The following is a 13325-nucleotide window of genomic DNA, read 5'->3' as shown; positions in this document are numbered from 1 at the left end:
GGGCTCCTCGATTCGGAAGCCTGACTGGCTCCGTCCTGCCACAGTACGCCTGCGCACTACCGTGGGCGCCATGGATCACGCGCACCTCGCCGCCGATGCCGCGCTCGCAGCCGACCTCGTCCGCGAGGCGGCCCTGCTGGCCGCCCGGATCCGCGCCGAGGGCCTCGACGTCTCGCAGAAGACCAGCGGCTCCGACATCGTGACCCAGGCCGACACCGCGGCCGAGCGGCTCATCGTCCAACAGCTCACCGCCGAGCGCCCCGACGACGCGATCGTGGGGGAGGAGGGCACCTCGCGCCCCGGCACGTCGGGGCGCACCTGGGTCATCGACCCCGTCGACGGCACCTACAACTTCTCCCGCGGCAGCGACTGGTGGTGCAGCGCGATCGCGCTGCACGACGAGGCCGACGTGCTGCTCGGCGCCGTGCACCACGCATCCACGCTGCGCACGTGGGTCGGTGGACCCGACCTGCCGACCACCCTCGACGGTGCGCCCCTCGCGCCGCTGCCCGCGACGCCGCGCGAGGCCCGCTGCGCCACCACCTACCTCCACCCGCCGTTCTACGGCAGCGAGGTGGGGGAGGCCTTCACTCGCGCGCTCGGCGAGGTCGGGACGCTGCGGATGCTCGGCTCCGGCACCATGGACGTGATGGCCATCGCGTCGGGCCAGTGGGACGTGCTCTTCCAGCACTCGGTCGCCGACTGGGACCGGCTCCCGGGCGCCGCGATCATGCGCGGCGCGGGCGGCGAGTCCGTCGTCGTACGCGCCGCGGGGGTGGACTGGACCGTCACCGGCGCGCCCGCGGCCGTGGCGGACGTCCGGGCCGCGCTCCTCGGGCGATAGCCTGCGGCCGTGCTCGACAGGTTCAAGCAGTTCTGGCAGGGCGTCATGCTCGCGCCCTTCGTCAACCTCTTCATCCGCCTCGGCGTCAGCCCCGACGTGGTGACGCTGGTCGGCACCCTCGGCGTGAGCTTCGGGGCGCTGTTCTTCTTCCCCCGCGGAATGGTGTGGGAGGGCGTCCTCTTCATCACTGCCTTCGTCTTCAGCGACCTCATCGACGGCGCGATGGCCCGCAAGACCGGCCGCAAGGACGACTTCGGCGCCTTCCTCGACTCGACCCTCGACCGCGTCGCCGACGGCGCGCTCTTCGGTGGGCTCGCGCTCTACTTCGCCTGGCAGGCCGAGAGCCGGCTCTACCTCGTGCTGTGCCTGGTCATCCTGCTGATGGGGGCCGTGACGTCGTACGCCCGTGCCAAGGCCGACCACCTCGGCTACGACGCCAAGGTCGGCATCGCCGAGCGCCCCGACCGCCTCGTCGGCATGCTCGTCCCCGCCTTCTTCGCCGACGTGCTCGACCTGCCGATCCTGCTCGAGGTGGCGCTCTGGGCGCTCGCCGTCGCCGCGACCGTGACCGTCGTCCAGCGCATCTGGGTCGTACGCCGCCAGGCCCTCGAGCGGGCGGCCGCGCAGGCCTGATCGGGGGCCGAGCCCGATGCATCCTTTGGGATGAGCCCGGACTACGATCTGGCTATGGCTGAGCACACCCCCGAGACCCCCATCGAGCACGGCACGAGCCGCGTCAAGCGCGGCATGGCCGAGATGCTCAAGGGCGGCGTCATCATGGACGTCGTCACCGCCGAGCAGGCGAAGATCGCCGAGGACGCCGGCGCCGTCGCCGTGATGGCGCTCGAGCGCGTCCCGGCCGACATCCGCGCCCAGGGCGGCGTGTCGCGCATGAGCGACCCCGACATGATCGACTCGATCATCGAGGCCGTCTCGATCCCGGTGATGGCCAAGGCCCGCATCGGCCACTTCGCCGAGGCGCAGGTCCTGCAGTCCCTGGGTGTCGACTACATCGACGAGTCCGAGGTCCTCACCCCGGCCGACTACGCCAACCACATCGACAAGTGGAAGTTCACCGTGCCCTTCGTGTGCGGCGCGACCAACCTCGGCGAGGCCCTGCGCCGCATCACCGAGGGCGCGGCGATGATCCGCTCCAAGGGCGAGGCCGGCACCGGCGACGTGTCCAACGCCGTCATGCACATGCGCACCATCGGCGGCGAGCTGCGCCGCCTGCACTCCATGTCCGAGGACGAGCTCTACGTCGCGGCCAAGGAGCTCCAGGCCCCGTTCGAGCTGGTCAAGGAGGTCGCGGCGGCGGGCAAGCTCCCGGTCGTGCTCTTCACCGCCGGCGGCATCGCCACCCCGGCCGACGCGGCGATGATGATGCAGCTCGGCGCCGAGGGCGTCTTCGTGGGCTCGGGCATTTTCAAGTCCGGCAACCCCGCCGAGCGCGCCGAGGCCATCGTCAAGGCCACGACCTTCTTCGACGACCCCGACGTGGTCGCCAAGGTCTCGCGCGGCCTGGGTGAGGCCATGGTCGGCATCAACGTCGACGAGATCCCGCAGCCCCACCGCCTCGCCGAGCGCGGCTGGTAGCCAGCCGCCTCAGCGCACCGCCCGCGCCAGCACGGTCGCGGCATCGACGAAGCCGTACGCCTCCGCGCCCGCCTGGGCGGGGAGGCCGAGGCGCACCACCATCGTCCGCGTCGTCGGGTCGACGAGCAGCACCTGCCCGCCGAAGCCGAGCGCGGCGTAGACGTCCTCGTCGACCGACGGTGCGAGCTGCCCGGTGACCTGGCGCAGCGGCTGGCCCTGAGCGTCGACCGCGTCGGTGGCCCCGCGCAGGGGGCCGGAGCGGTTCAGCCACCACAGGTAGCCGTAGGCCGCGTTGTGCGGGGTCGAGGAGCGACCGACGGCGTCCGCGACGTAGCCCTTGTCGAGCAGCCGGGTGCCGTACGCCCGGCCCTCGCCGAGCTGCAGCGCGCCGAAGCGCGCGAGGTCGAGGCACGTGGTCTGCAGTCCGTAGAACACCGCCGCGTCGTCGGCCCGGTCGGTGATGAGCCTGGTGCGCTCCATCCCGAGGGGCTCGAAGAGCCGGGTCCGGGCGTACCTCGCCACCCCCATCCCGGTGGACCTCTCCAGCACCCGCTCCAGCACCTGGATCGCGGCGTTGTTGTAGGCCCAGGCGGTGCCCGGCGCGTGCTGCTGCGGCAGCCCGATGGCGTACGCCGTCCGGCTGCGCGCCGCGAGCAGGTCGGCGTAGTCCGACTGCAGCGACCAGAAGCGCCCGCTGTCGTTGGCGAGGAGGTTGCGCACGGTCACCGTCGCCGACGCGGTGCCGCGCCACTGCGGGACGTAGCGCGCGACCCGGTCGTCGAGGCGCAGGTCGCCGTCGCGCACCGCGATGCCGACCAGGGTGCTCGTCACCGACTTGGTGATGGAGAAGACCTCGCGGGGGACGTCGCGCCGCAGCGTCCAGTTGTCCTCGCGCACCAGCGTGCCGTTGCGGACCACCGCGAAGCACGTCGAGTCACGGCGCCGCGCCACCCGCGCGCCCTCACGCAGCGCACTGCCGCGGAGGTCGACGCTGGCGGGGGAGCGCACCGGCCAGCCCTCGACGCGGTTCCCGTCCGCCGCGGCTGCCGCGGCCGCGGTCGCGGTGACCGCGCGGTCCGGCGGTCCGGCGTACGCGGTGGCGGCCACGACGGCAGTCCCGATCGTGAGGGCAGCGAGGCCGCGACGAAGTCCCATGGCCGCAGGATACGGCCGGGCCGACCCGCCTGGGCGTGGATCGACCCGCGGCCCTACCCTCCCTCTGTGCCTGCCGCCCAGCCCACCATCGGCGTCCTCGCGCTCCAGGGCGACGTCCGCGAGCACCTCGCGGCGCTGCGCTCGCTGGGTGCCGACGCGATCTCCGTACGCCGTCCCGCCGAGCTCGCGGCCTGCGACGGCCTCGTCCTCCCGGGCGGGGAGTCCACGACGATGGTCAAGCTCGCGAGGATCTTCGACCTCCTCGAGCCCCTGCGCGACGCCGTACGTGCGGGACTGCCCGCCTTCGGCACGTGCGCCGGGATGATCCTGCTCGCCGACCGCATCGAGGACGGCGCGGCCGGCCAGGAGACCGTCGGCGGCCTGCACATCACGGTGCGCCGCAACGCCTTCGGGCGCCAGGTCGACTCCTTCGAGGAGGACCTCCACGTCGACGGGCTCGCCGACCCGGTGCGCGCCGTCTTCATCCGGGCGCCGTGGGTCGAGGCGGTCGAGGACGACGTCGAGGTGCTCGCGCGCGTGGAGACCGGTCCGGCCGCGGGTAGGATCGTTGCCGTCCGGCAAGGCCCCCTGATGGCGACCTCGTTCCATCCCGAGGTCGGCAGCGACGACCGGGTGCACGGCATGTTCGTGGACCTGGTGCGCTCGGCCTGAGCGCGGACCGACCAGCACGTCGAGAAGAAGAGGGACTCATGTCAGGCCACTCCAAGTGGGCAACGACCAAGCACAAGAAGGCCGCGATCGACGCCAAGCGCGGCAAGCTCTTCGCCAAGCTCATCAAGAACATCGAGGTGGCGGCCAAGCAGGGCGGCGGCGACCCCGCGGGCAACCCGACCCTCTACGACGCCATCCAGAAGGCCAAGAAGAGCTCGGTCCCCAACAAGAACATCGACTCCGCCCTCAAGCGCGGCTCAGGCGCGGAGTCCGGTGGTGTCGACTACAAGACGATCTCCTACGAGGTCTACGGCCCCCAGGGCGTCGCCATCCTCGTCGAGTGCCTCACCGACAACACCAACCGCGCCGCGATGGAGGTCCGCACCGCCGTCACCCGCAACGGCGGCACGATGGCCGACCCCGGCTCGGTGTCGCGCCTGTTCACCCGCAAGGGCGTCGTGGTCGTGCCGAAGTCGCAGGACCACGACGGCACGGTCCGTGAGGTCACCGAGGACGACGTCCTCGAGGCCACGCTCGACGCGGGTGCCGAGGAGGTCAACGACCTCGACGAGGCCTTCCAGGTGCAGAGCGAGGCCACCGACGTGGTCGCCGTGCGCACCGCGCTCCAGGACGCCGGCATCGACTACGACTCCGCCGACGTGGAGTTCGTCGCCAGCCTCGAGATCCCCGTCGACGCCGACGGCGCCGCCAAGGTGCTCCACCTCGTCGACGCGCTCGAGGACCTCGACGACGTCCAGGACGTCTTCACCAACGTCGACATCCCCGCCGACGTGATGGCCGAGCTCGAGGCCGCCGACGCCTGACGGCCGGCCCCGCCGATCGGCTTACTCCGCCCTCCTCACCCGCTGTAACGCCGGGTTAGTGCTTGTGCCCACCTGGAGATATCCGGGTGGGTACAGCTGCTAACCCGGCGTTACAGCGGGGCTGGACGGGCCAGCAATCGTCCACAGCAACCCCGCCTTGACGCCTGTCCACAGGCGAGTGCTCTGCAGCGGCCCGTATGTCGGTGATCACCTCGATGCTCGGCTGGCATATACTTGCCGACCGTCTCCCTCATGGGCTCCCAGCACGGCCTCATCGCCGCGCGCCAGCTGCGTGCGGCCGGCCTCACCGCCAACGACGTCCGCAGCCTCCTTCGTGCCGGAAGCCTCCACCGGATCCGCCACGGGGTGTACGTCGACAGTGAGGCCTGGGCGGGTCTGGATGCGTACCTCCAGCGGCCGGTCATGCGCATCCGCGCGGCCGCCATGACCCTCACGTCGACGACCTATGCGTTCAGCCACGACTCGTCGGCGATCGTGCTCGGGATGGGCGCCCCCGACCCGCGCTCGGCGCTGGTCCACGTCAGTCGGCCCAAGGTGCACGGCGACGCCGTCCGAGCGGGGGTCAAGCACCACCTGGCGCCGTACGCAGCCACGGACACCCTGGTCGTCGACGGCCTGGTCGTGCTCGATCGCGCGCGGACGGCTCTCGACATGGTCCGTGAGCACGGCCGGGCCCACGGGCTCGCGGCCTGCGACTCCGCGCTGCGGGCGGGCGTGTCACGGTCGGCGCTGCTCGACGTGCTGTCGACCATGGACTGCTGGCCGCACAGCCGGTGCATGCGATGGTGCATCGAGCACGCCGACCGCCTGGCCGAGAGCTACCTCGAGTCCTTGGTGCGCGACTTCGTGCTGGAGCTGGGCATCGGCCGCCCCGAGCTCCAGTTCGGTCTGACCGACGGGCACACGACGGCCTTCGCCGACATCTGCGTCAAACGGCACTTCTTCGAGGCCGACGGACTGCTCAAGTACCCGCTCGGCAATCCCAGCGGAAAGGATCCCGATGCCGTCCTGGCGGAGGAGAAGCGTCGGCACGACTTCCTGACCGGCTTCAAGCTGGGCGGCTCGCGGCTGACGTACGTCGATCTGTTCGCCGGGCGTCGAGCGGCGCTCGCGCGAGCGGCTCGCGAGTACGCCGACACGTGCGCGCGCTTCGGCACGAACGTCGACGACCTCGCGCCCTACCGAGTGCGCCGGCGCTGACCACCTGTTGTAACGCCGGGTTGGTGCTTGTACCCACCCGGATATATCCGGGTGGGTACAGCACCTAACCCGGCGTTACAGCGGGGCCGGCGAGTGACGGAAGGCCGCGGCGCCGCTCCCGCCGCGTGTCGTCCCCCGCCCCGCAGCCGAGGCGGGTTAGCGTGGGCACACGAACACGTGTTCGGACGACATGGACGGGACGAGGTGGGACGACGTGCGGGTGCTCGGCATCGACCCCGGCCTCACCCGGTGCGGCGTGGGCGTCGTCGACGGCAGCGTCGGGCGCCCGCTGACCATGGTCGACGTGGGCGTCATCCGCACCACCTCCACCCTCCCGATCGCCGAGCGGCTGGTCAGCATCGAGCGCGGCCTCGACGCGTGGATCGAGGAGCACCGCCCCGACGCGGTGGCCGTCGAGCGCGTCTTCGCCCGCTCCGACGTCAGCACCATCATGGGCACCGCCCAGGCCAGCGGCATCGCCCTCGTGGTCGCTGCGCGGCGGGGCCTGCCCATCGCGCTGCACACCCCCAGCGAGGTCAAGGCCGCCGTGTCCGGCAACGGCCGCGCCGACAAGGCGCAGGTCGGTGCGATGGTGGTGCGCATCCTGCGCCTGACCGAGCTGCCCAAGCCCGCCGACGCCGCCGACGCGCTGGCCCTGGCCATCACCCACGTGTGGCGTGGCGGTGCCCAGTCGCGCCTCGACGCGGCCGTGGCTGCCACCCGACGACCTGTGAGGACCCGATGATCGCCTTCGTCCGCGGCGAGGTCGCCGCCGTCACGCTCAACAGTGCCGTGCTGGAGGTGGGCGGGGTCGGCCTCGAGCTGATGTGCACCCCCGGCACCCTCGCCACCCTGCGGGTGGGTCGGCAGGCCATGCTGCCCACCAGCATGGTGGTGCGCGAGGACAGCCTGACCGTCTTCGGCTTCCTCGACGACGACGAGAAGCAGGTCTTCGAGATCGTGCAGACCGCCTCCGGCGTCGGTCCGAAGGTCGCCCAGGCGATCGTCGCGGTGATGAGCCCCGACGACGTACGCCGTGCCATCACGACCGAGGACGTCAAGGCGCTCACCCGCGTCCCCGGCATCGGCCAGAAGGGCGCCCAGCGCATCATCCTCGAGCTCAAGGACCGCATCGGCCCTCCTGTCGGCGCCCACCCCTCGCCGGCCTCGCAGCCGGCCGGCGCGCCGTGGCGCGACCAGGTCCAGCAGGGCCTCGTCGGCCTCGGCTGGTCGGCGAAGGAGTCCGAGAAGGCCGTCGAGGCCGTCGCCCCCGACGCGGGGGAGATGCCGGACGTCGGCGCCCTCCTGCGGGCCGCGCTGCGCACGCTGAGCAAGGCGTGAGGGCCGGGCGCCGATGAACTGGGACGACACCGACGAGGACACCTACGACGAGGTCGAGCTGAGCGAGGCCGAGATCGGCCACCTCCAGCGGCTCACCGACGCCGACGCCGACGGCGACGAGCGCGCCGTCGAGGCGGCGCTGCGCCCGAAGACGCTGGACGAGGTCGTCGGGCAGGTCCGCGTACGCGACCAGCTGGGGCTCGTCCTCGAGGCGGCCCGCCGCCGTGGCCGGGCGCCCGACCACGTCCTGCTCTCCGGCCCGCCCGGACTGGGCAAGACGACGCTGGCGATGATCATCGCCGCCGAGATGAGCACCCCGCTGCGCCTCACCAGCGGACCGGCGATCACCCACGCCGGCGACCTCGCCGCCATCCTCTCGGGGCTCAACGAGGGCGACGTGCTCTTCGTCGACGAGATCCACCGGATGTCGCGCCCGGCCGAGGAGATGCTCTACATGGCCATGGAGGACTACCGGGTCGACGTGATCATCGGCAAGGGCCCCGGCGCCACCGCGATCCCGCTGGAGATCCCGCCCTTCACCCTGGTCGGCGCCACCACCCGCGCGGGACTGCTGCCGGGCCCGCTGCGCGACCGCTTCGGCTTCACCGCCCACCTCGAGTTCTACGAGCCCCACGAGCTCGACCAGATCGTGCACCGCTCAGCCGGGCTGCTCGGGGTGCACCTCACCGTCGACGGCTCCAGCGAGATCGCGTCGCGCTCGCGCGGGACCCCGCGCATCGCCAACCGGCTGCTGCGCCGGGTCCGCGACTACGCCCAGGTCCGCGCCGACGGCGTGCTCAGCCTCCCGGTGGCGCAGGCAGCGCTCGAGCTCTTCGAGGTCGACGAGTCCGGTCTCGACCGCCTCGACCGCGCCGTGCTCGACGTGCTGTGTCGTCGCTTCGGCGGAGGACCGGTCGGCATCTCGACCCTCGCCGTCGCCGTCGGCGAGGAGCGCGAGACCGTCGAGGAGGTGGCCGAGCCGTTCCTGGTCCGCAGCGGCCTGCTCGCGCGTACGCCCCGCGGACGCGTCGCCACCCCCGCGGCCTGGCACCACCTCGGGCTCACGCCTCCTGCGATGCCCACCGTCGACTCCACGCTCTTCGACGACGTGTGAGGCCCCGGGCGGGCGCCGCGTAGACTCGACGCGCTCCGTCCCCCACTCCTCAGGAGAGCTCCGACCGTGAACGACATCGCCGCCCTCATCCCCCTGGTGGCCATCCTCGCCCTCTTCTGGTTCATGGTGGTCCGCCCGCAGCAGCGTCGGCAGAAGGAGGTCGTGCGCCTGCAGGAGAGCATCCAGGTCGGGCAGCGCGTGATGATGTCGTCCGGCATCTTCGGCGCCGTCGTGTCGCTCACCGACGACCGTGCCCGCCTCGAGATCACCCCCGGCACGGTCATCGAGATCGCGCGCGCCGCTATCGCCAAGGTGGACCAGCCCGTGGCCGTCGAGCCGGGCGAGCCCGGCGATGCCTGATCGGCGTACGGCCCAAGAGGCGCTGCAGCGCCTCACCGTCGACGTGCCGGACTGGCCCGAGAAGGGCGTGACGTTCAAGGACATCACGCCGGTCCTGGCCGACCACCACGCCTTCTCCGCGATCATCACCGCGCTCGCGGCGGCCGGTCGTGACGACCACGGCAACGTCGTGGTCGACAAGGTCGTGGGCATGGAGGCGCGTGGCTTCATCCTCGCCGCGCCCGTCGCCCTCGCGCTCGGCATCGGCTTCGTGCCGGTCCGCAAGGCCGGCAAGCTGCCACGCGAGGCCCACGCGGTCTCCTACTCCCTGGAGTACGGCGAGGCGACCCTCGAGGTCCACCGCGACGCCATCGGCGCGGGGGAGCGGGTGCTGATGGTCGACGACGTGCTCGCCACCGGCGGCACCGTGGCGGCCACCCGCCAGCTCATCGAGGCCTGCGGCGGTGTCGCCACCGGCGCCTCGGTGCTGATGGAGCTGTCCTTCCTCGACCCGCGCGCGGTCACCGGAGACCTCCCGATCTCCACCCTGCTGACGGTCTGAGGACGGTCACGGGGGTCGTCGGCGCACGACTGCGCCACGGCCGTCACTAGACTGGGGCGATGGCCGAGGAGCAGGTGCCCACGCAGGAGCCGAAGGCGCCCCTGACAGCGCGCAGCATGCGCGCGCGCCTGGCCCGCGTCGGCACGAAGCCGCCCTCGTCCAACCCGGTGCTGGAGCCACTCTTCCGGGCCGTGCGCGCCAACCACCCGAAGGCCGACCTCGCGCTCCTCGAGCGCGCCTACGCGGTCGCCGACAAGTGGCACACCGGCCAGATGCGCAAGAGCGGTGACCCCTACATCACCCACCCGCTCGCGGTCACCACCATCCTCGCCGACATCGGCATGACCGAGCCCACCCTCGTCGCGGCGCTGCTGCACGACACCGTCGAGGACACGCCCTACACCCTGGAGGCGCTGCGGGCCGACTTCGGCGACGAGGTCGCCGTGCTGGTCGACGGCGTCACCAAGCTCGACAAGGTGCAGTACGGCGCCTCGGCGCAGGCCGAGACGATCCGCAAGATGATCGTGGCGATGTCGCGCGACATCCGGGTGCTGGTGATCAAGCTCGCCGACCGGCTGCACAACATGCGGACGCTCCGCTACGTCCCGGCGGCCTCGCAGGAGCGCTCCTCGCGCGAGACCCTCGACATCTACGCCCCGCTGGCGCACCGCCTCGGCATGAACACGCTGAAGTGGGAGCTCGAGGACCTCGCCTTCGCCACCCTGCACCCGAAGATCTACGACGAGATCGTGCGGATGGTCGCCGAGCGGGCGCCGTCGCGCGACCAGTTCCTCGCCGAGGTGGTCGAGGACATCGAGGAGGACCTCAAGGGCTCGCGCATCACCGCCAAGGTCACCGGTCGTCCGAAGCACTACTACTCGATCTACCAGAAGATGATCGTCGGGGGTCGTGACTTCTCCGACATCTACGACCTGGTCGGCATCCGGATCCTCGTCGAGGAGGACCGCGACTGCTACAGCGCGCTCGGCGTGATCCACTCGCGGTGGAACCCGGTGCTGGGGCGCTTCAAGGACTACGTCGCGATGCCGAAGTTCAACATGTACCAGTCGCTCCACACCACGGTGATCGGTCCGCAGGGCAAGCCGGTCGAGGTGCAGATCCGCACCTTCGCCCAGCACCGTCGTGCGGAGTACGGCGTCGCGGCGCACTGGAAGTACAAGGAGAACTCCAAGGCCGGAGTCGACACCGACCGCCTCGGCGACAAGGACGACCTCACCTGGCTGCGCCAGCTCCTCGACTGGCAGAGCGAGGTCGAGGACCCGGGCGAGTTCCTGGAGTCTCTGCGCTTCGAGATGAACCAGCAGCAGGTCTACGTCTTCACCCCGCGCGGCGACGTCATCCCGCTGCCGGTGGGCGCCACCCCCGTCGACTTCGCGTACGCCGTCCACACCGAGGTCGGCCACCACACGATCGGCTCGCGGGTCAACGGGCGCCTCGTGCCGCTGGAGTCGACCCTCGACAACGGCGACGTGGTCGAGGTCTTCACCTCCAAGGCCCCGACGGCCGGCCCGTCGCGCGACTGGCTCAACTTCGTGCAGTCACCGCGCGCCCGCTCCAAGATCCGCCAGTGGTTCACCAAGGAGCGGCGCGAGGAGGCGATCGAGCACGGCAAGGACCAGATCGCCAAGCTCATGCGCAAGGAGGGCCTGCCCCTCACCCGCCTGATGACCCACGACGTGCTGGCGCTGGTGGCCGAGCACTTCCACCACGCCGACGTCTCCGCGCTCTACGCCGCGGTCGGCGAGGGCAACCTCAGCGCCCAGGCCGTCGTGCGCCGCGTCATCGACCTGCACGGTGGCGACGACGGCGCGGCCGAGGACATGTCCGAGGCCGTCACGATCACCGGCCGCTCGCGCGCCAAGCGCGCCCCGACCGACTCCGGCGTCATCGTCCCCGGCGTCGACGACCTCTGGGTCAAGCTCGCCAAGTGCTGCACCCCGGTGCCGCCCGACCCGATCCTGGGCTTCGTGACCAAGGGCGGGGGAGTCTCGGTGCACCGCCGCGACTGCACCAACGCCTCGAGCCTGCTCGGCCAGCCCGAGCGGGTGCTGGAGGTCGAGTGGGCGCCGACGTCGCAGTCGACCTTCCTGGTCAACATCCAGGTCGAGGCGCTCGACCGGGCTCGCCTGCTCTCCGACATCACGATGGCGCTCTCCGACGCCCACGTGAATATCCTCAGCGCGACCCTCTCGACCACCCGCGACCGGGTGGCCAAGAGCCGGTTCTCCTTCGAGATGGCCGACGCCGCCCACCTCGACGGCGTGCTGCGAGCCGTACGCGCCGTGCCGGGCGTCTTCGACGCCTACCGCGTCACGTCCTGACGGTCGGCCGCCCGGCTCAGCCGAAGTCGGCGGCCGCCTTGCGCGCCATGTCGAGGAACGCCTGCTTGTTGGCGAGCTCGGACTCGAGGTCCTTGGCGCGCTTGGTGTCACCGGCAGCGGTGGCCTTGTCCAGCTTGGCCTGCGTGTCCGCGATGCCCGCCTCGAGCTTGCCGATCATGTCGTCGGCACGCGCGGACTTCTCGGGGTCGCTGCGGCTCCACTGCTCGTCCTCGACCGCGCGGATGGCCTGCTCGACCTTGCGCATGCGGCCCTCGAGGTCCTTCATCCGGTCGCGGGGCACCTTGCCCGCGGCGTCCCAGCGGTCCGCGAGGTCGCGGAAGGCCTTCTTGGTGGCCTCGAGGTCGGCCCCCTTCGACTGCACCAGCGGGACGAGCTTCTCGGCCTCGGCCAGGATCTCCTCCTTGACCACGGCGTTCGCGGCGAACTCCTCGTCGAGCGCGGCATTGGTCGCGTCGCGGGCACCGAAGAACGTGTCCTGCGCACCGCGGAAGCGCTGCCAGAGCTGGTCGTCGACCTCGCGGGGGGCAGGCCCGGCGGCCTTCCACTCGCGCATCAGGTCGCGGTACTTGCCGGCCGTGGGGCCCCACTCGGTCGAGCCCGACAGGGCCTCGGCCTCCTTGACCAGCCGCTCCTTGACGACCCGCGCGGAGTCGCGGCGCTCGTGCTCCTCGGCGAAGTGCGCCTTGCGGTGGCGGGTGTAGGTCGTGCGGGCGGTGGAGAAGCGACGCCACAGCGCGTCGTCGGTGGCGCGGTCGAGGCGGGGGAGCTCCTTCCACGTCGCGAGCAGGTCGCGCAGGCGGTTGGCGCCGTTGCGCCAGTCGGTGCCGGCGGCGAGCTTCTCGGCCTCCGCGACCAGCTTCTCCTTCTCGGCCTTCGACTCCGCGGCCTTCTGCGCGCGCTCCTCCTTGCGGGCGGCGCGCTGCACGGCGATGACCGGGCCGAGCGCGTCGAGCCGCGCGGCGAGGGAGACGAGGTCGCCTACCGCGTGGGCGTCGACGACCTGCTCGCGCAGCGACTTCACCGACGACGCAGCCTCCTCGGGGGCCAGCCGGCCCGACGCGACCCGCTGCTCGAGGAGGTGGACCTTGCCCTCGAGCTCGTCGAAGCGCTTGGTGAAGAACTCCAGTGCTTCCTCGGGCGTGCCGGCCTCGTAGGAGCCGACGGAACGCTCCCCGTCGGCGGTGCGGACATAGACGGTGCCGTCCTCGGCCACCCGACCCCAAGGCATCTCAGCGGGGGCCGAATCGTCTCGGGACTGCTTGTCGGCGCTCATGGTCGCCCATCGTAGTCATGG

14 protein-coding genes are annotated in these 13325 nt (G+C 71.7%); 12 read left to right on the top strand and 2 right to left on the bottom strand.

Annotated elements, in window-relative coordinates; all coding sequences use genetic code 11:
• Positions 1 to 70: 70 nt before the first annotated feature.
• The 3 genes from CFI00_RS14065 to pdxS are packed head-to-tail and all read left to right on the top strand — an operon-like array spanning position 71 to position 2440.
• A complete protein-coding gene (locus CFI00_RS14065; protein ID WP_207081747.1) occupies positions 71 to 844 on the top strand; it encodes an inositol monophosphatase in 774 nt (257 codons plus the stop codon).
• A 9-nt stretch (positions 845 to 853) separates the two neighbouring features.
• Entirely contained in the window at positions 854 to 1477 is a 624-nt protein-coding gene (pgsA, locus tag CFI00_RS14060) for a phosphatidylinositol phosphate synthase (RefSeq protein WP_207081746.1), read from the top strand.
• A 54-nt stretch (positions 1478 to 1531) separates the two neighbouring features.
• Entirely contained in the window at positions 1532 to 2440 is a 909-nt protein-coding gene (gene pdxS, locus CFI00_RS14055; protein WP_207081745.1) for a pyridoxal 5'-phosphate synthase lyase subunit PdxS, read from the top strand.
• Positions 2441 to 2449: 9 nt separating this feature from the next.
• Here pdxS and CFI00_RS14050 read toward each other — a convergent pair whose 3' ends face one another.
• Positions 2450 to 3595 (bottom strand): serine hydrolase domain-containing protein, encoded by a 1146-nt coding sequence (locus CFI00_RS14050; RefSeq protein WP_207081744.1) that lies wholly within the window; start codon positions 3593 to 3595, stop codon positions 2450 to 2452.
• 66 nt (positions 3596 to 3661) lie between these two features.
• Between CFI00_RS14050 and pdxT the strand changes: the two genes are divergently transcribed.
• From pdxT to CFI00_RS14005, 9 genes are all read left to right on the top strand, one after another.
• Entirely contained in the window at positions 3662 to 4267 is a 606-nt protein-coding gene (gene pdxT / locus CFI00_RS14045; protein ID WP_207081742.1) for a pyridoxal 5'-phosphate synthase glutaminase subunit PdxT, read from the top strand.
• Between the two features lie 38 nt (positions 4268 to 4305).
• The gene (locus CFI00_RS14040; protein WP_207081741.1) at positions 4306 to 5091 is read left to right on the top strand and encodes a YebC/PmpR family DNA-binding transcriptional regulator; all 786 of its coding nucleotides are present in this window, start codon (positions 4306 to 4308) and stop codon (positions 5089 to 5091) included.
• Between the two features lie 252 nt (positions 5092 to 5343).
• Complete coding sequence (locus CFI00_RS14035) at positions 5344 to 6312, top strand: type IV toxin-antitoxin system AbiEi family antitoxin domain-containing protein (RefSeq protein ID WP_207081740.1); 969 nt, start codon at positions 5344 to 5346, stop codon at positions 6310 to 6312.
• Positions 6313 to 6502: 190 nt separating this feature from the next.
• The gene (gene ruvC, locus CFI00_RS14030) at positions 6503 to 7057 is read left to right on the top strand and encodes a crossover junction endodeoxyribonuclease RuvC (RefSeq protein WP_242532399.1); all 555 of its coding nucleotides are present in this window, start codon (positions 6503 to 6505) and stop codon (positions 7055 to 7057) included.
• Entirely contained in the window at positions 7054 to 7653 is a 600-nt protein-coding gene (gene ruvA, locus CFI00_RS14025) for a Holliday junction branch migration protein RuvA (protein ID WP_207081739.1), read from the top strand. The genes ruvC and ruvA overlap by 4 nt, the downstream gene beginning before the upstream one ends.
• Before the next feature lie 13 nt (positions 7654 to 7666).
• Positions 7667 to 8767, top strand: coding sequence for a Holliday junction branch migration DNA helicase RuvB (gene ruvB / locus CFI00_RS14020; RefSeq protein ID WP_207081738.1), 1101 nt, complete (start codon positions 7667 to 7669; stop codon positions 8765 to 8767).
• Positions 8768 to 8833: 66 nt separating this feature from the next.
• Positions 8834 to 9127, top strand: coding sequence for a preprotein translocase subunit YajC (gene yajC, locus CFI00_RS14015; RefSeq protein WP_207081737.1), 294 nt, complete (start codon positions 8834 to 8836; stop codon positions 9125 to 9127).
• Positions 9120 to 9668, top strand: coding sequence for an adenine phosphoribosyltransferase (locus CFI00_RS14010; RefSeq protein WP_207081736.1), 549 nt, complete (start codon positions 9120 to 9122; stop codon positions 9666 to 9668). The genes yajC and CFI00_RS14010 overlap by 8 nt, the downstream gene beginning before the upstream one ends.
• 59 nt (positions 9669 to 9727) lie before the next feature.
• A complete protein-coding gene (locus tag CFI00_RS14005; RefSeq protein WP_242532398.1) occupies positions 9728 to 12010 on the top strand; it encodes a bifunctional (p)ppGpp synthetase/guanosine-3',5'-bis(diphosphate) 3'-pyrophosphohydrolase in 2283 nt (760 codons plus the stop codon).
• Between the two features lie 16 nt (positions 12011 to 12026).
• Here CFI00_RS14005 and CFI00_RS14000 read toward each other — a convergent pair whose 3' ends face one another.
• On the bottom strand, positions 12027 to 13304 hold the full coding sequence (locus tag CFI00_RS14000; protein ID WP_207081735.1) for a DUF349 domain-containing protein: 1278 nt from the start codon (positions 13302 to 13304) through the stop codon (positions 12027 to 12029).
• Between the last annotated feature and the right edge of the window lie 21 nt (positions 13305 to 13325).

The sequence above is a fragment of the Nocardioides sp. S5 genome (assembly GCF_017310035.1).
Lineage (GTDB): Bacteria > Actinomycetota > Actinomycetes > Propionibacteriales > Nocardioidaceae > Nocardioides.
Note: the sequence above shows the minus strand (reverse complement) of the source record. Positions and strands in the feature narration are given on the sequence as shown.